Origin of the sequence: Lysobacter capsici, assembly GCF_014779555.2 — a bacterium.
GTDB classification, from domain to species: Bacteria; Pseudomonadota; Gammaproteobacteria; order Xanthomonadales; family Xanthomonadaceae; genus Lysobacter; species Lysobacter capsici.
In genome coordinates, this window is the sequence record NZ_CP094357.1 from 4,129,769 (window position 1) to 4,155,002 (window position 25,234).

Genomic DNA, 25,234 nt, shown 5'->3' on the forward strand with positions numbered 1-25,234 from the left:
CCGCATCGGTCACCTCGCATCGATTGATTCCGCGGCACGGACGCATCGCTGACACAGGCCGATGCTGGACTGTGCGGGCCGGCCGCGTTTCGGCCGGTCCACTCACGCCAGGAACCCGCCCATGCCGACACCCCGCATCGCCTTGCTCGCCCTCACCCTGGCCGCCTGCGCCGTCGCCGGCAACGCCGACGCGGCCAGCGCGCGCGACAGCTGGGTGGTCGCGCAGATCCGCGACTACAACCATCCGTATGCGGCCAGCGCGAGCGGCGAACTCGATACCAAGCTGGCGACGATGGCGCGCAGCGCCTACGACTTCTACCGCGGCAGCGATCCCATCTTCTTCCAGGACATGGCGACGCGTCCGGCCTCGGCCTATGCCACCGCGCAGACCGGCGCCACCTGGATCGGCGGCGACACCCACCTGGGCAACTTCGACGCCGCGCGAGACAGCAGCGGCAAGGCCGTGTTCAAGGTCGCCGATTTCGACGAAGGCTACCTCGGCCAGTACGTGTGGGATCTGCGCCGGCTCGCCGCCAGCATGGTCCTCGCCGGCCGCGACAACGGCCTGAGCGACGCCGACATCGGCGCCGCCATCGACAGCATGGTCGGCGCCTATCTCGACCAGATGGCGCAGTTCAAGGGCAGCAACGGCGAAGCCAGTTTCCGCCTGGACAAGGACACCACCACCGGCGTAGTCGACGACACCATCGACAAGGCCGACGGCAAGACCCGCGCGAATATGTTGGCGAAATACACCGCGCTCAGCGGCGGCGCGCGGCGCTTCCAGAACCTGTCGGACCTGATCGCGGTGCCGGCGGCGACCTACAGCGACGTGACCGCGGCGATGCCCGCCTACGTCGGTTCGATTGCCGCGTCCAAGCGCTACCCGAGCGGCTATTACACGGTGAAGGACGTGCATCGCAAACTCGGTTCGGGCGTCGGCAGCCTCGGCAAGCTGCGTTACTACGTGCTGATCGAGGGCGCGACCTCGTCGAGCTCGGACGATGTGATCCTCGAACTCAAGCAGCAGGCCGTCAGCGCGGTGGCGACCGCCGCGCCCGGGCGCCTGCCGTCGTCGGCGTACGAAAGCCATCAAGGCATGCGGGTGGCGCGCACGGCCAAGGCCCAGGTCATCAATGCCGAGGTATTGATCGGCCATGCCAGCATCGCCGGCCTGCCGTTCTACGTGCACGAGAAGTCGCCGTTCCAGGAAGACTTCGATGTCGCCAAACTCGACAGCGCGGGCAAGTTCGACACCGCCGCGCAGTATGTCGGCCAAGCTCTGGCGAGCGCGCATGCCTTGGCCGATCAGGACTACGATGCCACCGTGGTCGGCTACAGCATCGACAAGCAGGTCACCGAGGCGGTGACGAGCCGCAGCGGACTCAAGTCGGAACTGCGCGCGTTCGCCTTCGATTACGCCGCGCAGACGCAACTGGACTGGCAGGCGTTCGTGGATGCCTACGAGGCCGGCACGCCGCTGTACTGAACGCGGCCGCGCCGCTCAATCCAGGCCGCTGCGTCCCGGCGCCCAGTACGGCTTGCTGCGCAGTTGCGTGGCGTCGAAGCCGTGAGCCTTGAGCGCGCGGCCGACCCGCTGGATCGCCGGCGCGCGCCCGGTCAGCACGAAGCTGGTGCGGATCTCGGCGCTGCGCCGCACCGCATCGATGGCTTCGTCCATATGGCTGTCGTCGTCGCGGCGCTCGATCAGGCGCGCGTTGCCCAGGCCCAGCGCGTGCAGCACCGCGCGCGACTGGGTCGGCGATACCACTTCGAACACGCAATGCAGACCCGGTTCGTCGCGGCGCAAGGCCGCGGCCAGTCCGAACGAGGTTTCATCGCCGAACAGCACCGTGCACGAGGCGAGGTTCTGCAGATTCAATGAACCGCGCGGACCGAACAGCGCCCTCGCCTCGCCAGCGCGCGCGCCGCGCACCCAGTCGGCGCCCGGGCCGGGCCCGTGGCAATAGCCGACGATGCGCATGCGGCCGCTGTGCGGATCGAATTCGAACGGGGTGTAGGTGCGGGTCTGCAGACCGCCGTCGAGCTTGATCTGGACCTTGTCGCCGGGCATCCAGTCGTAGTGCCTGAGCGATTCGCCCTGCAGGGTGATGAAACGGAAATCCGGCTGCGGCGCTTCGACATCGGTGACCTGCACCATGCGCATCAGCAAGCGGGTGAAGGCGCGTTCGATCAGGCCGGCGCCTTGCGGCAATGACAGGGGAACCGCGGTTTGTCGCATACGCAATGAACTCCTGGCTCGGTGATGGCCGTGACGATCGGCGCGCCTACGCGCCGATCGTGCATGGGCGGCGCGCGGATACGCGTCGCTCAAAGGCCCGCGTTCGGCCGCGCGAAACAAACGCCGCCGGAAGAAACGGCTGAAGAAACCTCGTGCCCGCCGTGGTGCCCGGATCAGAAACTGCGCGACACGCCGAAGAACGCCTGGCCCACGCCGTCGGTGTCCTCGGCGATCAACGGGCTGTCGCTGATTTCATCGGGCAGCACCTGATAGGTCAGGTTGGCGATGAAGCGCCACTTCTGCGCGAACGGCTTGGCCAGGCTGACGCCGACATACGGAATGGTCACGCTGCCGGGGCGATAGCTGACCACGCCGCGCGCGACCTCTTCGTCCAGGGTGCCGTAGTAGTAATTGGCCAGGTCCTTGGACAGCATGCTGACGCCGACCGTGGGCGTGATCAGCAGGCCGGCGGCCTTCATCGGATAGCGGTAGCTCAGGTCGGCCTCGTAACCGCCGCTGACATCGGCGATGTCGCCCTTGAGTTCGAGCTGCACTTCGCCGGCCGAGCCGCGCCAGCTCGCCGACACGCCGGCATCGACGCTGTCGTCGCGGTCTTCGAGCAAGTCGCGATTGATGCCGCGGCGGGCCAGGTCGCGCCGGCCGAAGTCGTTGGCGTCCATCGCGTCCAGACGGCCGGACAGGAAGCCGTCGAGCACGAAGCTCTCGTTCTGGATCAGGTGATAGCCGGCGGTGATGCCGCGGAAATAGAAACGCTCGCCTTCGTAACCGAAGAACGGAATCGCGCGGGTGTGGTTGCCCTCGCCCGCGTACAGCTCGGTGCGGATTCCGCCGGCGATGCCGATGCTCCAGTTGGACGGCGCGACATCCGCGCGCTCCTCGCCCTCCTGCCGCACTTGGGCCGATACCGCAAACGGAAGCAGAAGCACGAACGGCGTTACGACGCGAACGAGGCGCATGGGAGAAGTCCTGAAGTGGGGGGAGGAATGAATCAGTGCGACGGCGGCGGCTTCGCACTCCCGCGAAACTAGCGAGCGGGCTTTAAGAGTTCTTTAAAAAACCGCCGTCTTGCTCGGCCATAAGTCCGGCAACCAGGCGCGGGTTTAGCGGCCGTTGTGGAAACTCCGGCGCGGATGCGCGACCACACCTTGGCGTATCCATCGGCGCGATGACGCATTGCGATGCGGCACGGCGGAGCAATCGCGTCGTGGTGCCCGGTCTGGATCTGTGACGCCGCGTGCAATCGCGGCGATCGCGCTACCGCGATGCGATGCGACCCGTCTAAGCCTCGCCGGTCAGCATATCGATCAAGGCCCGCGACGCCGCCGACAGGCGCCGGTGCGGCGCGTAGATCAGCGAGAACGGCCGCGAGCGTCCGCGCAATTGCGGCAGCAATTCGACCAGCACGCCGCGGTGCAGGCGGTCTTCGACGATGAAGTCGTAGCTCTGGCAGATGCCGGCGCCGTGCTCGGCCAGCGAGACCACGCCGAGCACGTCTTCGGACACGCGCAGCGTCGACGGCGGCGCCCAGTCGATATCGCGTTCGCCGTCGCGAAACAACCAGTTGGCGATGCGGCCGGTGCTCGGCATCTCGAACGGCAGGCAGGCGTGCTTCGACAGATCGTCCAGATCGCGCGGCAGGCCGGCGCGTTCGAGATAGGCCGGCGAGGCGACCACGCACAGCGAAGCATCCTCGAGCTTGCGCGCGACCAGCCCGCTGTCGGGCAAGGCGCCGAGCCGGATCGCCAGATCGAAGCCTTCGGCGACCAGGTCGACATTGCGGTTGGCGATGTTGAGTTCGACCTGCACGCCCGGATAGCGCTGCAGGTAGCGTTGCAGCACCGCCGGCAGGCGGTAATGGCCGTAGGTGGTCGGCACGCTCAGGCGCACGCGTCCGCTGAGTTCGCCATCCTGGCCCTGGATCGCGCGCTCGGCATCGTCGATCAGCGCGAACGCGGCGCGGGCGTGTTCCTGATACAGGCGCCCGGCCTCGGTCAGGCCCTGGCGCCGGGTCGTGCGCCGCAGCAGCTGCGTCCCCAGTCGGGTTTCCAGCCGCACGATCGCCCGGCTGATCACCGACGGCGTGGTCGCCAGGGCCACCGCCGCGGCGGTCAGCGAGCCGTGCTCGATCACCGCGATGAAGGCCTCCACGTCGCCCAGGTGGTCGAATCGACGGCTCATCTTTGCCTCCAAAGAACAAATTATTTGCTCATTCCTGAGTTTATCGCCGCCAATCGGCGCAATACAGTGCCCGCTCACTCTTCCACGCAGGTCAAGACCATGAACCCGACTTCCGCCGCCTCGCTCAAACCCGTGCTGTTCGTGCTGACCAGCCACGCGCTCAAGGGCGCCACCGGCCAGCCGACCGGCTACTACCTCGGCGAAGTCACCCACCCGATGGCCGAACTGGAGGCCGCCGACATCGCGGTCGAGTTCGCCTCGATCCAGGGCGGCGAGCCGCCGGTCGACGGCCTGGACGTGGACGATGCGATCAACGCGCGCTACTGGAACGACGAAGGCTTCCGTCAGGCCGTGCGCACGACCTTGAAGCTGGACGACGCCGATGCCTCGCGCTACTCGGCGATCTTCTTCGCCGGCGGCCACGGCGCGATGTGGGATTTTCCGGGCAGCGCCGCGGCGCAACGCGTTGCTCGTGAGATCTATGAGGCGGGCGGTGTGGTCGCCGCGGTGTGTCATGGGCCCGCGGCCTTGGTCAACGTGATGTTGTCCAACGGCGAGTACTTGGTCGCCGGCAAGCGCGTGAGCGCGTTCACCGACGACGAAGAACGCGCGGTCGGATTGGCCGACGAGGTGCCGTTCCTGCTCGCGAGCACGCTCGGCCAGCGCGGCGCGTTGCATCAGCCGGCGCCGGACTGGACCGCGAAGGTCGTGGTCGACGGTCGTCTGATCACCGGACAGAACCCGCAATCGGCCGCTGGCGTCGGCGCGGCCCTGCGCGACAGCCTGCTCGCGCGCGCGTCGGCTTGAATCCCGAATAGCACGCAGGAACCTTCGATGAAAACCTTTCACGCCCTCGCCGCTTCGCTGGCGCTGATCCTCGCCGCCGGCAGCGCCCACGCCGGCCACGTGTTGGTGGTGCTGTCCGATGCCGGCCAGCTCGAACTCAAGCACGGCAAGACCTTCGCCACCGGCTTCTATCTCAACGAACTGATGCAGCCGGTCAAGCTGTTGCTCGACGCCGGCCATCAAGTCAGCTTCGCCACTCCGCTCGGCCGCGCGCCGACGCTGGACCGCGGTTCGGTCGATCCGATGTACTTCGGCGGCGACGCGGCCGCGTTGCGGACGCATCAGGCCTTGCTGGAAAAACTCGCGCTGACCTCGCCGGAAACCTCGCCGGTGATGAGCCTGGCGCGGGTCGAGCAACTGGGCTACGACCGATTCGACGCGGTCTATGTCCCCGGCGGCCACGCGCCGATGCAGGATCTGCTGGACAGTCCCGCGCTCGGCCGCTTGCTGAGCGACTTCCATTCCAAGAACAAGACCACCGCGCTGGTCTGCCACGGCCCGATCGCGTTGCTGTCGACCTTGCCGCAGGCGCATCAGTTCAGCACGCGACTGGCGCAGACCGGCAAGGCGAGCGCGCCGCCCGATTGGATCTACGCCGGCTACCAGTTCACCGTTATCAGCAATCAGGAAGAAACCATCGCCAAGCCGCAACTCAAGGGCGGCGAGATGAAGTTCTATCCGCAGACCGCGCTGGAACAGGCCGGCGCGCGTTATCGCAGCAACACCCAGCCGTGGACCTCGAACGTGGTGACCGATCGCGAACTGATCACCGGGCAGAATCCGGCCTCGGCGGTGGATGTGGCGAAGGAGCTGTTGCAGCGGCTCAAGTAAGCCGTCGTGGGGGCACGCCATCGCGCCACGCCATCGCCCGATGGCGCGGCCGGCGGCGTCAGCGCCGAGGCGATCGTTTGCCGATGTCACACACGCGCCAGGTCGTTCGTCGAACCGATAACGACCCGCGTTGCAAACGCCCACCACCCCGGAGCCATCGCCATGAACCACCCGCCTCGCATGAACAACCCCGCCGTGATCCTGCCCGACACCATGAAGGCGCTGTGGGCGCTCAAGGCCTCGGTCGAGAACAAGGGCGTGGCCGACGCCACCTTGATCCTGATCGAATTGCGCGCCAGCCAGATCAACGGCTGCGGCGTGTGCGTGGACATGCACGCGAAGATCGGCAAGCAGCACGGCGAAACCGACGAACGCCTGTTCGCGGTCGCGGCCTGGCGCGAAGCGCCCTACTTCAGCGATGCCGAGCGCGCGGCGTTGGCGCTGACCGAAGCGCTGACCCGGATCAGCGACCGGCCCGAACCGGTGTCCGACGCGATCTGGGCCGAAGCCGCGCGTCATTACAGCGACACCGCGTTGTCGGCGCTGATCGTCGCGATCGCCAACATCAATGTGTGGAACCGGTTGAACGTCGCGGTGCGGCAGCCGGTGGGGTCTTGGAAGGTCTGAGGGTTGCGCGGAGACAGCGAAAGCGAGAGCAAGAGCAAATCCCCCGCGCCGCTCGGCTCACCTGCATCGCACTAACGACGGGCGCCCGCCCCCTTTTTCAAAGTGGGCGATCATTTACGCGAGGATCCATCGACATGGATCGCCGCCCCTCGAAATGGATCGCCGCTCCCCGAAGAATTCCCCTCTTTGAAAAAGGGGGACCAGGGGGGGATTTGCTTTTCCCGCCAGTTCGCCGCGCCATACGAGCGAAAGCAAATCCCCCGCGCCGCTCGGCTCACCTGCATCGCACTAACGACAGGCGCCCGCCCCCTTTTTCAAAGTGGGCGATCATTTACGCGAGGATCCATCGACATGGATCGCCGCTCCCCGAAATGGATCGCCGCTCCCCGAAGTATTCCCCCCTTTGAAAAAGGGGGGCCAGGGGGGATTTGCTTTTCCCGCCAGTTCGCCGCGCCACACGAGTGAGAGCAAATCCCCCGCGCCGCCAGGCTCACTTGTATCGCAATAACGACGGACGCCCGCCCCCCTTTTTCAAAGTGGGCGATCATTTACGCGAGGATCAATGCAATGCAGATCATTCCTGCCGCATAGCCCGGCAAGCCTGCTCACGCCGTCGAACTGGACCGCATCCCCGCCGCCGCGGACGTCACTCCTCGTGCAACACGCACCGATGCCGTCTCAACCGGCGCAGCAGATGACCCAGCACCCGCGCCCACACCCGCACCCGCATCGAGATACACCTGCACCGCCTCCACATCGTTGCTCTCGATCGCATTGCGCAACAACGTCTGCCCATCCTTCAAACTCGCATCCGGGTCCAGCCCGGCCGCGAACAGCGCCTGCAGGCACGCGGCCGAACACGGCAGCTTGAACTGACTCAAGCGCCAGGCGTTGAACAACAGGTTCGGCCGGCCGACCACCAGCGCGGCCAGCAGACGCCCAAGAATCAACGCCGGCATCTGCTTGTCCGCCACGGTGGCGTGGTTGCGATACGACTCCACGCAATCGAATTCGATCGCCGCGCGCGCAGGCCGCACCTCGCCCGCCTCGCGTTCGCGGCGGATGCGTCGCAGCGCCCAATGCTGGAACTCGGGCAACAGCACCAGCGGGTCGAACGCCCAGCGCAGGTCGCGCGCTTCCAGGTAATCGGGCAGGAACGCGAAATCCTCATCGGCTTCGCGCGGCGATTTCAGCACCGCCTGCCATGCGCGCAGACGGCCGCGCGCGGCGCGGTAGTGGCTGTCGGGAAACCAGTCGGCTTGCTCGTGATCGCTTACAGGCTGATCGCTCAGCGCGCGATACGCATCCAGACGCCGGCCGGCCTGCTCCAGGCTCGCCGCATCGGGCCGGTCTTCCAGCGCCAGCAGCGCGGCGGCGACATTGCTCACCCGCAGCAGCGCCGGTCGGATCGCGCCGATCGCGGCGGGCGGCTGGGCGAGCAGATCGAAGGCACTGGCCAAAGCGCGGCCCAACGTCCACGGATAACGGCTCCGGTCGCCGTCGGGCGCGCTCCATTGGATGGCGTCGCGGATATGGCTGGCAATATAGGCGTAGAGCACGACCGGATCGCGCGCAAAACGCTTGAGCCCGTCGTCGGCGACGCGGCGGCGGTTGCGGTTGCTGGAATCGGGAATCAGCAGTTCGGCCCGCAATGCGGGCAGATCGCCGGAGGCACGGTCCGTCATGCGAACGAGTCCTTTCGGGGGATGGACGTCCTTAGTTCAGACGAACCGGCGGCGCGTATCCCGCACCCCTCGCCTCAGGCGCGGTTTCAAAACCTGAATGAGATAAATGCAAAACGGCGACCACGAGGGCCGCCGTTCGCTTTGTTCCAGCGCGACGGCAACCCGAAGGCCGCCGTCCGTTCGCATCAATGCATGCCGATCAACTCATCACCGCGCGCCGCGTTTCCTGCTGCTGTTGCGTTTCCGCCGGCGCGGGCGGGTTGTGCGCGGCGACCTGCGGCGGCGGCGACAACGCGCGCGCTTCATCGACGAAGGCGCGGCGGCTGCCCGGGTCGGCCAGGCCGCCCTGGACGATGAAGAATCCACCGCCGTCGCGACCGGGCACCACGTGATCGATCCGATCCATGCCGTTGGCGCGCGCATCCAATGCCGCATGCGTGGCGGCGTTGCGATAGCCCTGCTCGCCGCGGAAATCCATCGCCTTGGCATCCATGCCGTGCAGGCCGCGCAGCGCCTGGTCGTACAGGCCATGGTTCGGATGCGAGGGATGCGACAACTGCGCCGTTGCCTGCGCTTCGCCGCGCGATCCCGCCGACGCGGCGATGCCGACCTCGGCGTTGGCATTGCCGCGCACGCTGCGATCGCCGTCGGCGCGCGCCGGATCGCTCGCGCTGATGCCGGTCGCGGTGCGCGCGGTTTCAGGCGAAGCCATCTCCTGCGCCTTGATGACCGCGTCGATGTAGTGGATGTCGATGCCGTGCTTGATGCCGTTGCCCGGGATCATCCGCTTCCAGAACGACTGCGGGTCCGGATCGGGCAACTCGATCTTGTGGCCGACCGCGTCGGGCATCGCCCACTTCAGCGGGATGCTGTGCTCCTGCAGCTCGGTCAGGATTTCGTTCTTGACCGAGTAGCGGCGGATCTGTCCATTGTCCTTGACCTCGTCCTTGGCCGCGTCGGCATCGATGCCGAGCCGCTCCAGGGTCTTGTCGTGGACGCCGGAGGAATTGAAGGTCACCGCCGGAATGCCGCTGGCGATCGAGGCCGCGCCGCCCAGGCCGCCGCCGAGCGAATGGCCGGTGATCACCACCTCATCGCCGAACGCGACCTTGGCCTCGCGCGCCAGCGCGATGGCCTGGTTGTACTGCGCGTCCTCGAAGCCCAGGCCCTGGCGGAAATTGGTCAGCCAGTCCTTGCCTTCGTCGGTGCCCGAATAGGCCAGCACGTAATGGCCCTTGTCGTCGCCGTAGACGCGGGCGAGGAAACCCGAATCCTTGTTTTCCAGCGTCGACGGATCGATGCCCGCGCCGCGCAACTGTTCGGCGCTGAGCGGCTTGAAGCCGTCGATGCCGGGGCCTTGATCGTAGAGGTCGTCCATGATGCGGGCGAGCGTCTTGTCGATCGGTTTGGCGTCCAGGCCGCGGACCTGGTCCGCGAACGAAGGCTCGCCACTGGCGGGTGGGATGGACTGCTGGCTCATGCTTCGATCTCCCTGAATCCTTGGAATTCCTGCTCGCTTCGAAAATATCGTTCGCGCCGGTCGCGCCCGCGCGGTTTCAACCTTCCACCGCGATACCGTGTTCGCCCAGCCAGGCGATCAGCGCATCGCGATCCTGCCGCGTCGTCGCGTTCAACACACTGACCGGGGTCATGAACAGATAACGCTGGAAGGTGACGTTCTGGGCGTTGCGCGCGCGCGCGTCGGCGCCGGCCTGCAACAGCGTCAGCGCGTGATTGGGTTGATTGATCTTGCCGGCCACGTGCAACGCGGTGTTGCCCATGCGGTCGGCGTGATTGACCTGCGCGCCCGCGGCCAGCAAGCGCTTGAACTGCGCCGGCCGCTCGCCCATCAGCGCCGCGCTCAACGGCGTCGCGCCGGTATGCGCATGCACGGTGTCCGGATCGGCGCCGTGCGCGAGCAATGCGTCCAGATACGCCGGATCGTTGGCCATCGCCGCCAGATGCACGACGGTGCTGCCGTCGATGCCCGGCTGCGCCGGATCGGCGCCCAGATCGAGCAAGGCGTTCAAGCCGTCGAGACTTTTGTTGAGCACCGCCCATTCGAGCAAGGTGACGTTCTTGTCGCCGTGGCTGCGCAAATCCACGCCTTCGGCCAGACGCCGGATATCGGCCACTTCGCCGTCGGCGACGGCTTCGGCCAGATCGGCCACCGCCGGATCGGCGAATACTTCATGAATATCTACCGCTGCCATTCTGGACTCCTCCTGAGCACCTGCTGGACTACCCCTACGCCCACCGACAGGCGGGACGTGTAGCGACTTCCCCGCCAATGGGCGGGAGATCGAGCGACGCGCACGGTGACTTTCCCCTGCCGTAGTGACGAGCACATACGGTTACGTACCGTGGCTTTGGGAGCCTAACAAGAACCCGCCGGCACATGCCGTGCTGACAAGCTGACGCCGGTCACAGTTCAGCTGCGCCACCGGTCAAATTGGACGGACGGCAAGATGAATGCGCGACCGCTTCGCGGGTTTCGCCGCGCCGAGACGCGACCGTCGCCCTCGCATCAGCATCGCCGTCGAACATGGCAGGCGTGCGGCGATGCGGCGCGCGATCGCATGCGCCGCGATCGGATTTCGCCGCGCGCCATGTCTCCATGGTTGCCAGTTGCCAGTCGCCAGCGACACCGGCAGCGCATGCGCTTCGCAGCTCGCGAAGATGACTGACGTCATGCGTAAACCGTCACGGTGACGTTCTGTGATGCCGCGCGCGGATGCATGGTGTCAACGTGATAAAAACGCGCGGTCGATCGTTTTGCGCATACGGACGGATGCGCGAAACGCTGCAAGCCTCACCGTCCAGCACATCGCATCACCACGCCACGCGAACCCGCCCGCGTCGTCGCGAACGGTTCGTACCACGCACTGCTAGGAGAGTTTCATGCCCATGAATGCGGAAATCTCACAGGACGTCCTCAACCGTCTGCTGTCCGAAAGCATCGGCTCGCCCGATCTGAGCGACGACAAGCTGGTGGACCTGTCCAGCAACCTGCTCAGCCTGTCCTGCGTCTACACCAGCTGCCACAACTGCCGCGAGTGAACCCGGCCTTCCTGTGATCGATGCGGGCTGCACCGCGAGGCGCAGCCCGCTTGGCATCCGGCCTACGGCGATACCCCGATCCTTCCGCACGAACACGACTCCATCGACCCGGCCCTGCGGCCGCTGCTGCGCTGGGCCGAACCGATCGTCGCGCCGGCGCGCGAGCGCTGCCTGGCGCAGTGGCGCGGCCATGCGCTGCGCGATCGGCATGCCTTCGACTTCGACCGTCTGCGCGCGAGCATCGAGCATGCGTTCGCGGCGCCTGCGTTGGCCTGGAGCCAACGCAGCCTGCTGCTGGAACTGGCGATCGCGCGCCATCGCGGCAGCTTGCTCGGCGATACGCCGCAACAACGTCACGAGTATTTTCTCGACTGGATCGACAGCGCCGCGGGCCGGCGCGAACTGGACGACCGCTATCGCCTGCTGAGCGCCGATATCGCCGCGCAGGCCTTGCGCACCGAAACCTTCCTGAGCCGATTCGCGCAGCGACTGACTGCGGATCGCGCGCAACTCGCGCCGCTGTTCGCGCACAACGACGCGCCCGGCCGCCTGCTCGACTTCGACTGCGGCCTGGGCGATCGTCACGATCACGGCGGCAGCGTGATCGATCTGCGTTTCGAACACGGGCGCGCCCTGTACAAGCCGCGTTCGCTGGCGATGGACGGCGCCTATGCGGCATTCCTCGCGCATTTGGCCGAACACGGCATCGAACCCGTGCAAGCCGCGGCCACGACCCTGGATCGCGGCGACCATGGCTACGCCGCCTGGATCGAACACCGGCCGCTCGCCGACGAGCAGGCCGCGCAACGCTACTACCAACGCTACGGCGGCCTGACCGCGATCGCATATGCATTGGCTTGCACCGACCTGCATCTGGAAAACCTGATCGCCTGCGGCGAATACCCGATCGTGATCGATCTGGAAACGGTGCTGCAGCCGTGGATGACGCGCGCCGCCGCATCGCAGCCGGCCACCCGATCCATCGGCCCTTACGCACCGTCGGTGGTGTTTTCCGGCCTGCTGCCGGGCGGCCGCAACGAAGCCGGCGCGCAGGACCTCAGCGGCCTGGCCTGGGCCGAATACCGCTTCGACACGCGATGCGCGGTCGATGCCGGCAGCGATCAACTGCGTCTGGCGCCGACCGAGTCGGTCGCGCCGCCGGGACGCAATCTGCCGCACTACGCCGACGGCCGCCGGATCGCGCCGCATCTGCACAGCGAGGCCATCGTCGACGGCTTCGACCGAACCTATCGCGGGCTGCTGCGGCTCAAACCCAAGCTCGATTTCGACGACGGACTGCTGGCGCCGTTCGCCAGCCTGCGAACGCGTGCCTTGCTGCGCTCGACCCACATCTATGCGCGCCTGCTCGATGCCTTGTCGCATCCGCAGCATCTGCAATCGCAGCAGCAACGCGACGCGGTGCTGGCGCGGCTCGAGGTCGGACAGCGCGAATGGCCGTTCCTCGCCCGCACCCAGGCCGCCGAGCGCGACGCGCTGCTGCGCGGCGACGTGCCGCGCTTCACCATCGCCGTCGGCGGCACCGATGTTGAGGACGGCGACGGCCGTCGCATCGATGCGGTGTTCGCGCGCAGCGGTCGCGACGAAGCGCGGCGTCGGCTGCGGATCCTGTCGGAGCGCGATCGCCAACGGCAGACCTATGCCTTGGCGCAATCGCTGGAAAGCCTGCGCCCGTGGTCGGCGATCGAACCCGAGCGCGACTGCGCACAGACCCGCGCGGCAAGCGATTCCGACGACGACGCACACCGCGGGCTTGCGCTCGATACCGCCATCGCCCTCGGCGACGAACTATTGCGCTTGTCGTTCAACGGCCGCGGCGAACGCGCCTGGTTCCAACCCGAATACCGCAACCGTCCCGAGCCCTCGCTTGCGCCGATGGGCCTGACCTTGTACGAAGGCCTGCCCGGCGTGATGCTGATGTTCGCCGAACTGGGCGCGCAAAGCGGCCTGCCCCGCTTCACCCGCGCCGCCGAAACCACGCTGGCCGCGTGCCGGCGTCAGTTGCGCGAAGACCCGCGCGCGCTTGCGTCCGTCGGCCCGTGGTCGGGATGCAGCGGCTGGATGTATGCGCTGCTGGTATTGGCGCGACGCTGGCAGCGCGCAGACCTGCTGGACGAAGCCGCGGCGGTCGTGCCATGGATCGCCGAACGCATCGCCACGGACCGCGATCTGGACCTGATCAGCGGCGCCGCCGGCGCGCTGCTGGTGTTGCTGGAACTGCAACGTCTGCGCCTGGACGCGCGGACACTCGCCGTTATCGAGGCCTGCGCGGCGCACTTGATCGAACACGCGCAGCACGGCGACGACGGCGCCTGGTGGACCTGCCCCGCCTCGCCGGATCGCGGCCTGAGCGGTTTCGCCCACGGCAATGCCGGCATCGGCGCCGCATTGGCGGGCCACGCGGCGCTCAGCGGCGATAAGACCGCGCTGCAGCTCGCACGCGACGCGCTGCGTTACGAACGCAATGCTTACCGACAGCGCGGGCAGCGTTGGTACGACCTGTTCGAACCTGCGGCCGAATCGGACGACAAGCCCGACAGCGCGCGCGACATCCATTCGTGGTGTCACGGCGCGCCCGGCGTCGGTTTCGCGAGACTGTTGCTGCCCGAATCGCTGCGCGATGCGGCCTGGCACGAGGACGTTCGCCAATGCATCGCCAGTACGCGCCAGTCGGGACTCAGCGGCGGTCACTGCCTGTGTCACGGCCAATGGGGCAATCTCGATCTGCTGATCCAGCACGCCGCGCTGCGCCGCGATCGCGACGCCCTCGCCGAGTGCCGCGCAATCGGCGCTTCCTTGATCGAACAGATTCACCCGCACTGGCATTGCGGCGGCCGCTCGCCACGCGAACGGCCGCTGGGATTGATGGTCGGCCTGGCCGGCGTCGCCTACGGTTGCCTGCGGCTCGCCGATCCGGCGAATGCGGCCTGCGTGCTGATGCTTTCGACCGGGCCGCAGCTCATCGCGACGCAGTGACTGCGATACGCCGCAGCTGCGTCGGCATCCGCCGATCGCAGCCATGGCCATGCCTCAATAATCGGCGGGATTGGCGCTGAAGCGCACCGGCACGTCGACCTCGATGCAGGCGCCGACCGGCAGCACCGCGCCGCTGATCTGCACGCTGTTGCCGCCGGCCGCGCCGCCGCTGGCCGGACAACTGCCGCCGCCGCCCGCGCTCGCGCAGGTCCACGGGCCGCTGAGGGTCGCGCCTGCCGGCAGGTTGTCGCTCACGGTCGCGCCGTTGGCCGCATCCGGGCCATCGGTGTTGCAGGCGCGCAATCGGTACGTGGCCAGACCGCCGGGTGTGTAGCTCACGTTGCTGTCGTTCTTGCTCAGCGACAACGACACGCACACCGCATCGACCGAAGCGCTCGCGCGGTTGTCGGCGTTGCCGCCGGGCGCGGGCGTGACGAAGCCGCTCTGCGCCGAACCGCCTTCGGCCAAGGGCGCGTTCGCCGCGATGGTCGACACGTTGGCGATCGCCGCGCATTGCCCGGCGCCGAGCGTGGCGTTGATCGTGTAGCTCAGGCTGCCACCGGCCGCGCCGTTGCCGGCCGGCAGATTCGCGTTGCCGCCGATCGCGCCGGTGCCGCTCGCAGCCGGACAGGTCGCGCCGCCGCTCGCAGTGCAGGTCCACGAGGTGAACGTGAGACCGGCCGGCACCGCATCGGACAGACTCGCGATCACATCGTGCGCGGTGGTGTCGCCCACGGTCGGACGCGCGGTGTTGTTGCGATACGTCACGGTGAACTGGGTGCCGCCGCCCGGCGCGGGCGCGGCGTCGGCGACCGACTTGGTGGTCGTCAGATCGACGTCGTTGTCGCTGATCGTCAACGTCGCCACCGTCTGGCCCGCGGCCGCCGAACACGTCGTTGTCGAGGTCAGGGTGTAGTTCGTTGGATCGGGCTGCACGGTGAAGACGACGGTTTCGTTGTTCTCGATTACCGCATCGTCGACGATCGCGACCGGCAAGGCGAAGCTGGCGTTGTCGTAGGTGCCGGCCGCGATCGCCACGTTGACCGTATTGCCGCTGCCGGAGGTGACGGTGAAATCGCTGCCGAGCGTCGCGGTGCCGCCGGTGATCCGCACCGGTACGACGATGCCGCCGGCCGGCACGGTGCCGATGATGCGCAGCTGCGGCAGGACCGCGGCCTGGCCTTCGCGGGTGGCGACGTTGGTGGCGACGAATTCGATGTACGGCCGCAGGGTGATCTGGATTTCGTCGAGAAAATTGCCCAGCGAAATGCCGCCGCTGCTGCTGTCGGCGGCGAAGCCGACCTGCTGCACGCCGCTGCCGCCGGCATAGGTGAAGCTGCCGCTGTAATCGCGCCAACCATTGCTGGTGGCGCCGATGGTCAACGTGCCCTGCGTGGCCGAGGACGCGGTGCCCGCGGTATCGACCCGATCGCTGCCGTTGTTGGTGGTGCCGATGCGCGCGATCTGACTGTCGACCGCGACCGCGGTGCTGGCGATGGCATTGATGCCGAAGCTCATCACGTCCGGCGTGGTCGCCGAATTGCGGCCGCGATGGCTCAGCCGCCAGCTGATCACCTCGCCGTTGGTCAGGCAGATGTTCTGGAAGATGCGCGAGGCCTGGCTGGCATTGAGTTCGGCGTGCTGCTTGCCGGCGCGCGCCGGCACCGAACCGAAGCTGTTGCCCCACAATTCGATCAGCGGACCGCTGGCCGGATTGCCGACGACACCGCAACCGCCGGTAACGCCGGACGGATGGGTCGTGTTCCAACCGGTGACCTGTTGCGGCCCGGCGAAGAATCCCACGCAGGCATTGGTGCCCAGATCGGGCTGTTCGAAACCCAGATTGACGAAGGTGCGCTGGACCTGCGCCTGCGCCGGCATCGCGGCCAGCGCCATCAACGCGAGCAGACCGAACCGGCGCCGCCCATGCGGCGTGCGCCGGGTGGAAGACTGGATCATCAACGACGTACTCCCCTGTAGGCAGCGATCGCCCGCTCCGCTCCCGTACGACGGCGGCTGCCCTGGCTGCGACCGCAGGCCTCGGGTGAACCCCCTACCGTCGAACGGCTGGCGCCGAACGCTGATGTGGTGATTTACGACACAAAATGTGTCGTACGTCGCATTTTATAAGCCAAGATGTGAGTGTTCTGTTGCAAGGAAGCAACATGAATGGGGCTTCGGGGACGTGGAGGCCGCATTCATCTTGGGAAATTTGGTCTTCGACCGGGGGAGTCCCCTGTTCAGCCGAGGCCTGGGCCGAAGGCTCCCGCTGCTCGACTCAGCCCGCCGCGGATCCACCTATCGCGCGTCATTTGAAGCACGCGGGCGAGCGGCCACATGGCCTACCTGTAGGAGCGGCGCAAGCCGCGACCGCGACATCTCGGCGACGTCGAGGTTTGCACCGTGGTTGCGTTCTCGCGGTCGCGGCTCGCGCCGCTCCTACAGGTAGGCCATGGGGCTTCGGCTTGAGCTTGAAGTCTCAGTGCACCACTGTGGCGCGTGCCCGCGTCTGCATCGACCTTGCGGGCAGCTGATCAACAACGAGGTATTTTTCTTCGGCCACCTTGCCTGCGTAGTAATTGCATTTTCGCGGTCGCGGCTCACGCCGCTCCTACAGGTAGGCCATGCACCTTCTGCTTGAGCCTGAAGTCCCAGTGCACCACTAGCGCTGCGAGGCTTGTAACTTGCGTTAGCAAAAGCACACCCGAAGGGCGACGCGCATGGATGCGCGTCGCGCGCCACCGGGACATGGATGTCCCGTGTGGCGCGTGCCCGCGTCTGCATCGATCGCGCGGGCTCTTGATTCACAAAAAAGCATTTTTCTTTGGTTACCTTTCTTTTGTTGCTTTAGACAAAAGAAAGTGACCCGCCGCTTTAGCGGCGGAACGCTTTTGATCCTGCTTGCAGATTTTAAAGGCTTCAAAGCTTTGAAGCTCTAGAGCTTTTGGAGCCAAAGGCAAGATCAACAGCTTTCGTCCGCAAGCGGCCGAGTTACTTTCTTTTGTCAAAAGCGACAAAAGAAAGGTAACCAAAGAAAAACGCTTTTCTTTGAATCAAAGGCCCGCGCGTGCGGAGCATTCGCGGGCATGCGCCACACGGGACATCCTGTCCCGGTGGCGCACGGCGCACATCCATGTGCGCCGCCCTTCGGGTGTGCTGTTGTTCTCGCGAGTTCCAAGCGTCGCAGCGCTGGATGAACTGCGCGGCTTCAGGCTCAAGCAACAGCCTAAATCTCAAATCCCGAATCTCGAATCCCGAATTGAAACCTCATCAACGCTCGTAATCGGCCACGCACGCCGACAACCGCTCCACCCCACCCCACGCCTCAAACCGCCGCATCGCCGCCGGATCGATCCGCTCAGGCGTCATGAACGGCGCAGCGCGATCGCCGCTGCCGGGAAAGATCAATACCACCGCCTTCGGCACGGTCCAGCCGCGCCCCACGAACGGCCGCTTGCCGCGTACTTCCAGATAATTCTGCGGCGGCGCCTCGCGCCCCAGCAGACGACCGTTCAAGGCGATCGACGCCTCGCCGAGTTGCCCCGACGGACCCGAATCGCCGATCACCGCGAATACCGGCCGCGCGCTGCCCGGCACCATCGCCACCGCGAGATCGCCGACCTTGGCGCGGCCGGCGAATGCCGACGGACGCTTGGGAATCACCAGCGCCGGCGTGACCAGCGCATCGACGTAATTGGCGATGTCGCAGACATCATTGACGGCCGGCGCGTGCAAGGCCGTGGCCGATACCAGGAAACCGTCCACCGGCGGACACGGTTTGCCGTTGCGGAACGGAATGATCGACGGCGAAATCCTGGTGGCGCGCAGCTGATCGGCCGGCCAACCCGCGGCGGCGGCCTGCTGGGTGGCGATGCGGCGCGCGCGCAGTTGCGCGCTGGACAAGCCGGCGCAGCCGTCGCTCATCGCATTGCACAAGTTATTGAGCGCATGCCGCTCGCCCCAGAAATCGTCGACGCTGTACGAACGCCGGGTGCCGTCGGTGTTGACGTTCAAGCCTTCGACGAACAACAGCGACGACGCGTTCGCATCGGCCCACACCTCAGTGCGTCCGCCGCGCGCGTTGCCGTCGGCCTGCTGAAACGACAAGCGCATGTCGCATTGCGCGCCGCGCGCGGGCGCGATCGCCGACAGGTAGATCCCGATCAACGCCGCCAACGGCAGCCAGCGTTTCACGGCGAATGATGAATGCGCAGCCATGGCGCGCTCCTTGTGCCCAGACCTTGAGGAGAACGCCGGCGCGGGCTCGGGCCGGCCAAGCCTCGTTGACAGGCCATACCGGCCGGGGTTCACTTCAAGGCGCCGCACCTTCGAGCGGCGCGGCCAAGGACGCATGCCCATGCTCGGATCGATTCCAGCAAGATCGATACTTCTGCTGTCGCTGCTGGCGCTCAGCGCCTGCGCCGCGGTCGACGCCCGATCGTCGAGCGCCGATCCGAGCGAAGACACCGCGGCAACCACGACCCGCTACGAATTCGAATTCGATTGCCCGCCTTCGGGCAAGTTCCGCATCGCCGGCACGACCCAGTGGGTGGACGATCACGGCTATCGCTCGCAAGTCAGCGAGCTGCGCATCGGCGCCAAACCGCTCGCCAAGCGCTGGATCGATGAGATCAACCGCCGCATTCCCGCCGAGGCGTATCAGGAGCGTCCCTGGCTGACCTGCAGCGGCGGCGGCGCGTCGATCGAGCTGCGTTTCGTCGATCGCAACGACGGCAGTATCGCGCGCTCGCCGCGCCTGAAATTCATCGTGCATCGCGAAGGAACCCTAGAGTTTTTGGATTGATTCCAGCCATCGAACGCAAGGAGCCCGCCATGGCGAAGATAGGACAGAACAACACCAACCCGGACCTGGCCCAGACCGAGGAGCTCGCCAAGGATCTGGCCAGGCAGATCGAGGCCAAGAAGGATCACGAAAAGGTCGAATACGTCGCCGTGGTGTACAAGGACGGCGACGAATTGAAGACCACGCAATTGTTCTCGAAGGGCAGCTACAACTCGGCGCCGCTGAGCGACGCCATCGCGGCGGCCGGCGGCAAGGACAAGGTGCTCGCCGTGGTGCACAACCATACGCAGAAAAATGTCGACATGCAGTTCGACAAATCCACCGCGCAGGCGATGGAACGGCTGCCGTCGTCGCGGCCCCACGACAAGGACAACCCCGCCGACTGGGATGTGGCGCGCAAGCAGTTCGGCGATCGCACGGACGTGGCCTATTACCTGCTCGATCCCAAGGACAAACTGCGCCGCTACGACTACGCCGACCGCGAGCATTGGATCGACGAAGTGAAACCGGCGACCGGACGTGAGGCGGCAAGCGGCAGCAAGACATTCCATCCTGCTCCGGAGATGGATATGCAGCCCTCGCTGAAGCCGGCGCAGCCGTCGACGACGCCCGCATCGACGCCGGCCCTGGGCGACGCCACGGTTTCGCTGTCCGACCCTCGCGCCACGCGCTTGCAGTCCCAGGCGCACGAAGCGGTCGCTCAAATGGAGACCGGCCTGGGCGTGGCCTGGACCGGCAACAGCGAACGCGTGGCCGCCTGCGTCGGGCGCCTGGCCTATCAACAAGGCTTCGACGGCATCGTCGCGGTCGCGCCCAATCGCGCCACCGCCGATCACGCCGCCGGCGAGCTGATCTGCGTGCAGGGGCGATCGTCGAGTCCGGACCCTTACGCCAATCGCGCCATCGTCGCGACCGCCGAAGCCATGGCGACGCCGGTCGAGGAATCGCAACGCCAGACTCTGGCGCTGCAGAACGAAAACGCGCGCCAGAGCCCGGCCGAGCCATCGCAGCAGGCTTCGATGTCGCGCTGAAGCCGCATCGCGGGCGACGATCCGTTCGGCAACAAAAAACCCCGCTTTCGCGGGGTTTTTCGTAACAACTATCGCGGCGAACTCACGCCCACGGATCGCGCAGCACCATGGTGTGGTCGCGGTCCGGGCCGGTGGAGACGATCGCCAGCTGGCAGCCGGCCAGTTCTTCCAGCGCGCGCAGGTAGGCGCGCGCGGCCGGCGGCAGCTTGTCCCACTCGGTGATGCCGTGGGTGTTTTCGTCCCAGCCCGGGAATTCCAGGTACACCGGCGTGCACTCGTCCCAGCCGGCCGCGTCCAGCGGCGCGTATTCGGTGCGCTTGCCGCGGTATTCGTAGGCGATGCAGATCTTCAAGGTCTTCATGCCGTCGAGCACGTCGAGCTTGGTGATGCACAGGCCGGTGATGCCGTTGATCGCGACCGCGCGCTTGAGCGCGACGATGTCGATCCAGCCGCAGCGGCGCGGACGGCCGGTGGTGGCGCCGTATTCCTGGCCGCGATCGCGGATGCCCTGGCCGACTTCGTCGTCGAGTTCGGTCGGGAACGGACCGCCGCCGACGCGGGTGGCGTAAGCCTTGGCGATGCCGAGCACGTAATCGATCGAATCCGCGCCCACACCGGTGCCGGCGAGCGCGCCGCCGACGGTGGTGTTGCTCGATGTCACGTACGGGTAGGTGCCGTGATCGATATCGAGCAGCGAACCCTGCGCGCCTTCGAACAGCACGCGCTTGCCCTGCTTGCGCAGGTCGTGAAGGATGCCGGCGACGTCGGACTTCATCGGCTCGACGTATTCGCCGAACGCCAGCGCTTCGTCGAGCGTCTGCTGATAGTCGACGGCGTCGACGCCGAGGTACTTGGTCAACACGAAGTTGTGGTAATCCAGCGCGCTGCGCAGCAGTTCGGCCAGCTGGGCCGGGTAATGCAGGTCGGCGACGCGGATGCCGCGACGCGCCACTTTGTCTTCGTACGCCGGGCCGATGCCGCGGCCGGTGGTGCCGATGGCCTTGCCGCCGGCGGCCTTCTCGCGGGCCTGATCCAGGGCGATGTGGTACGGCATGATCAGCGGCGTGGCCGGGCTGATCTTCAGGCGCGAACGCACTTCCACGCCGGTTTCCTCGAGCTCGCCGATTTCCTTCTTGAGCGCGGCCGGGCTGAGCACCACGCCGTTGCCGATCAGGCACAGCGCGCCTTCGCGCAGGATGCCCGAGGGGATCAGGTGCAGCACGGTCTTCTTGCCGCCGATCACCAGGGTATGGCCGGCGTTGTGGCCGCCCTGGAAACGCACCACCGCACCGATCCGCTCGGTCAGCAGGTCGACGATCTTGCCCTTGCCTTCATCGCCCCACTGGGCACCGAGAACGACGACTGACTGACCCATGAGTCCAAACTCCTGCGCTTGCTGTTGAAGCGGCGGTTGCCGCGAGGTCCGTCCGGTCCAGTCGCAGCCGATGCCGCGCCACAGGGCCATGAACGGAAAAAAGCCGGCGGGGATGGCCCCGTCCGGCTTTTGTGCATTATCCGGACTTCGGGGGGCCAAGGCCACCCCAAATCGGTCCGATCTTGGCCGGATCGGCGGCATCTGCGTGGCTTTGTTCATGCACAGGCCACGCAGAACCCTGGTCGGCCCGGTAATCCAGGGCCGACGACCCGTCCGGCCACGGAGCAAAACGCGGGCCCGGCCTTGCGCCGGGCCCGCCGTCGCCGGGCGGTCCGACGCGCCCGGCGACCTCAAGCGGTGTCGCGGTTTACTTCTCCTGGGTCTGCGGCGCCGGCTGCGGTTGCGCCCGCGCGTCGACGTAGTCGTCCACGCCGTTCTTGTTCTGGTCCAGGCGACGGCCGCTGAGCTGGTAGTAGGTGCGCGAGGTCAGCGGGCCATTGACGTAGGCGCGCTTCGCCGGATCCCAGTAGGTCGCGTTCGGCTCGACCGTATTGGCGGTGAAGTAGACCGTGGTCGACGGGAACAGGTCGATGCTGGTGCCCGGACGGCAGTCGGCGGTGTCGGGACCGTTGAGGAAGCTGTCGGACTGCGCGCGCTTGCAGTCGTCGGCGGTGATCACCTCGTACACGTGGCGCGCCTGGGTGAGTTTGGCGATCGGCACGCTGATGCCCTTGCCCGGCGACAGGGTGCTCTCGCGCACCAGGGTGCGGGTGGTGTTGGGCCACGGTTCGAACGGCTCGCCGGTGAAATCGGCGATGCGGCCGTTGGCGACCATCTGGTCCAGCGCCAGCACGCGCGGCAGTTCGCGCACTTCCAGGTTCTGCAGTTGCAGCGGCACCGCGGCGGGACCGGCGACGTTGAACACGCCCAGGTTGAGGTTGCCGTTGATCGTGTCCAGGGTGCCGGCATCGAAGGCGTGCAGGCGCGGGTTCAAGGCCAGCGGATTGCTCGCGCTGTCGCGCAGGGTGATGTCCTTGATCACGATCGGATTCAAGGTCGACAGGTTGAAGTTCACCCCGGCGAACGAAGCGCCGATGTGGAACAGCACGCCGCCGGGCGCCTGGCCCGGAGGACCCGGCAGGCCGACGCAGCTGCCGGTGGCCCAGTTCGGGTTGGGCGTGCTCCATTTGACGATGTAGGGATAGTAGGTGCCGCCCTGGAAGGTCTCCGACGGGCCGACCGGGCCGGTCACGGTCGGGGTGATCCACGGGCTGTTGCAGCCGCCGTAGAACCAGTCGATGGTCGGCGCGGTGGCGAGCGGATACAGCACGCGCAGTTCCAGGCTGTGGGCCGGATTCGCGTTCGGGTTGACCAGGTCCCAGTTCCACATGGTCTGCAGCGACAGGCCCAGGTTGGCGGCCAGGATCGAGAATTCGTTGTCGCTGAAATGGCGCCGATAGCCGGCGCGGTCCTCGGCGGTGAGGCTGCCGCCGGCGGGCATCACGTGGTGCTTGTAGGTGTCCTCGCCCGGTCCGACGATGGTGTTGTGGGCCAGGCCGTAGTTATGCCCGGCCTCGTGCGCGGCGGTGCCGCCGATCGCGTTGGCCCAGCGGTCCAGGGTCGAGTTGGCGCCGTTGAGCGCGCCGCCGGGGCCGCCGGTCCAGTCCTGGTAGGTCTTGCCCCAGACATAGGAATAGTCGACCGCGGTGGTGTCGTTGGTGTTGACCGCCTGGGCCAGGCCGAACAGGCCGTCGGCGATGTCGGACTTGGTCGTCACCGCGACGATATTGCGCCGCGGGAAGGTCGCCGGCGGCAGGGTCGTGGTGTCGAGCACCTGGACGTTGAATTCGCAGTAGTCCAGTTCGACCACGTGCTTGACCGCGCCGCGCAGGGCCGCGGTGGTGCCGGTGTAGCTCGGCAGGTCGGCGGCGCTGAAGGCCGCGGCCGGGTTGGTCACCGAGCCGGCCGAGAAGCCGAACGACGGGTACGCGATCGGCGCGGTCGGAAACACCAGATACAGCTTGTTGGCTTTGTTGGACGGGTTGTAGGCCGGGCAGGTCGCCGCGAGCGCCGATCCGCTCAGCGACAGCAGGGCGAGCGCGAGCGCGGTGCGCCGCAGTGGTACGCATTCCTTCATGACGCGACTCCATGGTCGTGTAGGTGCTGCATGGGTATGCGTCGCGACGCGGCGACGGGACGCGCCGCGCGAACGCGGCGAGTCGCGTGGCCTGACGTCACCGCCCGCGACGGAAGCGGCGCGATGCGCGCGTCGCGAACGGCCGTTGCCGTCGCCGCACGCATCCCTGCCGCGACCGTTTCTAGGCGCATGCGGGCGATGGCGACAGGGCGAAACCGGGATCGAGCCGGGACAGGCCGGGAAGGTTTCGCGTTCGCCGCGGCGTTAGGGTGATGGCGGTCGCGGCGGCGGCATGACCGGCGTCGAGAGTCGGTTAGTCAGGGTGAGCGAGTCGGGCTGGAGGTGGAGCGTGCGCGCACCGAGCGGCAGGTCGATCGAAGGCGGCCGCCATCAGACCAATGGCCGCAATGTTCACGGGATAAGCGCTGCCGCGATGCTCCCTGTAGGAGCGGCGCGAGCCGCGACCGCGACACTGCGCTTGGGTCGTGACCTTTGGATCGCAGCGCTTGGCGCAAGCGCTTGCTTCGCGGTACTCGCGTCATACCTGTGATGTCGCGGTCGCGGCTTGCGCCGCTCCTACAGGGGGCTGTCCGAACAATGGGGGCAGCTGCCGCATCGATCCAAGCGACGGACGCCAGGCTGTTGGCCAGAATGTTCACGGGATAAGCGCTGTCGCGATGCTCCCTGTAGGAGCGGCGCGAGCCGCGACCGCGACACTGCGCTTGGGTCGTGACCACTGGATCGCCGCGTCTGGCGCAAGCGCTTGCTTCGCGGTACTCGCGTCATACCTGTGATGTCTCGGTCGCGGCTTGCGCCGCTCCTACAGGGGGCTGTCCGAACAATGGGGGCAGCTGCCGCATCGATCCAAGCGACGGACGCCAGGCTGTTGACCGAGATATTCAAGCGAGAAGCGCTGCCGCGATGCTCCCTGTAGGAGCGGCGCGAGCCGCGACCGCGGCACTGCGCTTAGGTCGTAACCTCTGGATCGCCGCGTCTGGCGCAAGCGCTTGCTTCGCGGTACTCGCGTCATACCTGTGATGTCGCGGTCGCGGCTTGCGCCGCTCCTACAGGGGGCTGTCCGGACAATGAGGTGGGCATTCGCGGCGCTTGGTGTGAGCGCTGGCTTCGCGTTATTTACGCCGTTGCCGTGGTGCCGCGGTCGCGGCTCACGCCGCTCCTACAAGGGGCTATCGAAACCGCGCGGCGGGCGTCAGCTGCTGCGCAAGACCCACAGCGCGATCACCCCGACCGCGACGACGATGCCGCCGACGATACGCAGTTGCTTGTCGGGTAGCGCCTGCAATTGTTCGGCCGCGCGCTTCCAGCCGTTGGGCGCGACGAACAGGAACAGGCCTTCGAGCACTGCGACCAGGCACAGCGCTCGTATCAGTTCACCGGCCATG

At 66.9% G+C, this 25,234-nt stretch carries 20 protein-coding genes; 8 read left to right on the forward strand and 12 right to left on the reverse strand.

Annotated elements, in window-relative coordinates; all coding sequences use genetic code 11:
• The first annotated feature begins 121 nt into the window (after window positions 1–121).
• Window positions 122–1,489 (forward strand): DUF2252 domain-containing protein, encoded by a 1,368-nt coding sequence (locus IEQ11_RS16810; protein ID WP_191822186.1) that lies wholly within the window; start codon window positions 122–124, stop codon window positions 1,487–1,489.
• A 15-nt stretch (window positions 1,490–1,504) separates the two neighbouring features.
• Here IEQ11_RS16810 and IEQ11_RS16815 read toward each other — a convergent pair whose 3' ends face one another.
• The 3 genes from IEQ11_RS16815 to IEQ11_RS16825 form a co-directional block, all read right to left on the reverse strand.
• Window positions 1,505–2,242 carry a siderophore-interacting protein gene (locus IEQ11_RS16815; RefSeq protein WP_051547243.1) on the reverse strand — a complete coding sequence of 246 codons (738 nt, stop codon included), beginning with the start codon at window positions 2,240–2,242 and terminating at the stop codon, window positions 1,505–1,507.
• A gap of 173 nt (window positions 2,243–2,415) precedes the next feature.
• Window positions 2,416–3,219 (reverse strand): MipA/OmpV family protein, encoded by an 804-nt coding sequence (locus IEQ11_RS16820; RefSeq protein ID WP_036105700.1) that lies wholly within the window; start codon window positions 3,217–3,219, stop codon window positions 2,416–2,418.
• A 322-nt stretch (window positions 3,220–3,541) separates the two neighbouring features.
• Window positions 3,542–4,441: a LysR family transcriptional regulator gene (locus IEQ11_RS16825; RefSeq protein WP_191822187.1), complete on the reverse strand. Its 900-nt coding sequence runs from the start codon at window positions 4,439–4,441 to the stop codon at window positions 3,542–3,544.
• Window positions 4,442–4,540: 99 nt separating this feature from the next.
• Here IEQ11_RS16825 and IEQ11_RS16830 point away from each other — a divergent pair, with 99 nt between their 5' ends.
• From IEQ11_RS16830 to IEQ11_RS16840, 3 genes are all read left to right on the forward strand, one after another.
• Window positions 4,541–5,248, forward strand: coding sequence for a type 1 glutamine amidotransferase domain-containing protein (locus IEQ11_RS16830; RefSeq protein WP_191822188.1), 708 nt, complete (start codon window positions 4,541–4,543; stop codon window positions 5,246–5,248).
• A 27-nt stretch (window positions 5,249–5,275) separates the two neighbouring features.
• On the forward strand, window positions 5,276–6,118 hold the full coding sequence (locus IEQ11_RS16835; RefSeq protein WP_191822189.1) for a type 1 glutamine amidotransferase domain-containing protein: 843 nt from the start codon (window positions 5,276–5,278) through the stop codon (window positions 6,116–6,118).
• 162 nt (window positions 6,119–6,280) lie between these two features.
• Window positions 6,281–6,745, forward strand: a complete 465-nt coding sequence (locus IEQ11_RS16840; RefSeq protein WP_036105687.1) for a carboxymuconolactone decarboxylase family protein — start codon at window positions 6,281–6,283, stop codon at window positions 6,743–6,745.
• Between the two features lie 605 nt (window positions 6,746–7,350).
• Here IEQ11_RS16840 and IEQ11_RS16845 read toward each other — a convergent pair.
• The 4 genes from IEQ11_RS16845 to IEQ11_RS16860 all read right to left on the reverse strand — a co-directional run bounded on the left by IEQ11_RS16845 (window position 7,351) and on the right by IEQ11_RS16860 (window position 11,123).
• Window positions 7,351–8,430 carry a hypothetical protein gene (locus IEQ11_RS16845; protein WP_191822190.1) on the reverse strand — a complete coding sequence of 360 codons (1,080 nt, stop codon included), beginning with the start codon at window positions 8,428–8,430 and terminating at the stop codon, window positions 7,351–7,353.
• Between the two features lie 199 nt (window positions 8,431–8,629).
• Complete coding sequence (locus IEQ11_RS16850) at window positions 8,630–9,910, reverse strand: Tle-like phospholipase domain-containing protein (protein WP_191822191.1); 1,281 nt, start codon at window positions 9,908–9,910, stop codon at window positions 8,630–8,632.
• Window positions 9,911–9,986: 76 nt separating this feature from the next.
• Window positions 9,987–10,643 carry an ankyrin repeat domain-containing protein gene (locus tag IEQ11_RS16855; RefSeq protein WP_191822192.1) on the reverse strand — a complete coding sequence of 219 codons (657 nt, stop codon included), beginning with the start codon at window positions 10,641–10,643 and terminating at the stop codon, window positions 9,987–9,989.
• 234 nt (window positions 10,644–10,877) lie between these two features.
• Window positions 10,878–11,123: a hypothetical protein gene (locus IEQ11_RS16860; RefSeq protein WP_191822193.1), complete on the reverse strand. Its 246-nt coding sequence runs from the start codon at window positions 11,121–11,123 to the stop codon at window positions 10,878–10,880.
• A 208-nt stretch (window positions 11,124–11,331) separates the two neighbouring features.
• Between IEQ11_RS16860 and IEQ11_RS16865 the strand changes: the two genes are divergently transcribed.
• Window positions 11,332–11,490 carry a hypothetical protein gene (locus IEQ11_RS16865; RefSeq protein WP_157754082.1) on the forward strand — a complete coding sequence of 53 codons (159 nt, stop codon included), beginning with the start codon at window positions 11,332–11,334 and terminating at the stop codon, window positions 11,488–11,490.
• A gap of 144 nt (window positions 11,491–11,634) precedes the next feature.
• The gene (locus IEQ11_RS16870) at window positions 11,635–14,484 is read left to right on the forward strand and encodes a type 2 lanthipeptide synthetase LanM family protein (RefSeq protein ID WP_281439944.1); all 2,850 of its coding nucleotides are present in this window, start codon (window positions 11,635–11,637) and stop codon (window positions 14,482–14,484) included.
• A 54-nt stretch (window positions 14,485–14,538) separates the two neighbouring features.
• Here the strand turns inward: IEQ11_RS16870 and IEQ11_RS16875 are convergent, their stop codons facing one another.
• Entirely contained in the window at window positions 14,539–16,443 is a 1,905-nt protein-coding gene (locus IEQ11_RS16875) for a DUF11 domain-containing protein (protein WP_191822194.1), read from the reverse strand.
• A 1,311-nt stretch (window positions 16,444–17,754) separates the two neighbouring features.
• On the reverse strand, window positions 17,755–18,702 hold the full coding sequence (locus IEQ11_RS16880; protein WP_191823827.1) for a glycoside hydrolase family 75 protein: 948 nt from the start codon (window positions 18,700–18,702) through the stop codon (window positions 17,755–17,757).
• 139 nt (window positions 18,703–18,841) lie between these two features.
• Between IEQ11_RS16880 and IEQ11_RS16885 the strand changes: the two genes are divergently transcribed.
• Window positions 18,842–19,288, forward strand: a complete 447-nt coding sequence (locus IEQ11_RS16885) for a hypothetical protein (RefSeq protein WP_191823828.1) — start codon at window positions 18,842–18,844, stop codon at window positions 19,286–19,288.
• Window positions 19,289–19,317: 29 nt separating this feature from the next.
• Entirely contained in the window at window positions 19,318–20,319 is a 1,002-nt protein-coding gene (locus tag IEQ11_RS16890; RefSeq protein ID WP_191823829.1) for an XVIPCD domain-containing protein, read from the forward strand.
• A gap of 82 nt (window positions 20,320–20,401) precedes the next feature.
• Here the strand turns inward: IEQ11_RS16890 and IEQ11_RS16895 are convergent, their stop codons facing one another.
• The 3 genes from IEQ11_RS16895 to IEQ11_RS16905 all read right to left on the reverse strand — a co-directional run bounded on the left by IEQ11_RS16895 (window position 20,402) and on the right by IEQ11_RS16905 (window position 25,233).
• On the reverse strand, window positions 20,402–21,694 hold the full coding sequence (locus IEQ11_RS16895) for an adenylosuccinate synthase (RefSeq protein WP_036114191.1): 1,293 nt from the start codon (window positions 21,692–21,694) through the stop codon (window positions 20,402–20,404).
• Window positions 21,695–22,061: 367 nt separating this feature from the next.
• Window positions 22,062–23,831, reverse strand: a complete 1,770-nt coding sequence (locus IEQ11_RS16900; protein WP_191823830.1) for a hypothetical protein — start codon at window positions 23,829–23,831, stop codon at window positions 22,062–22,064.
• A 1,210-nt stretch (window positions 23,832–25,041) separates the two neighbouring features.
• Window positions 25,042–25,233 carry a DUF2065 domain-containing protein gene (locus IEQ11_RS16905; RefSeq protein WP_036114125.1) on the reverse strand — a complete coding sequence of 64 codons (192 nt, stop codon included), beginning with the start codon at window positions 25,231–25,233 and terminating at the stop codon, window positions 25,042–25,044.
• Window position 25,234 lies beyond the last annotated feature (1 nt).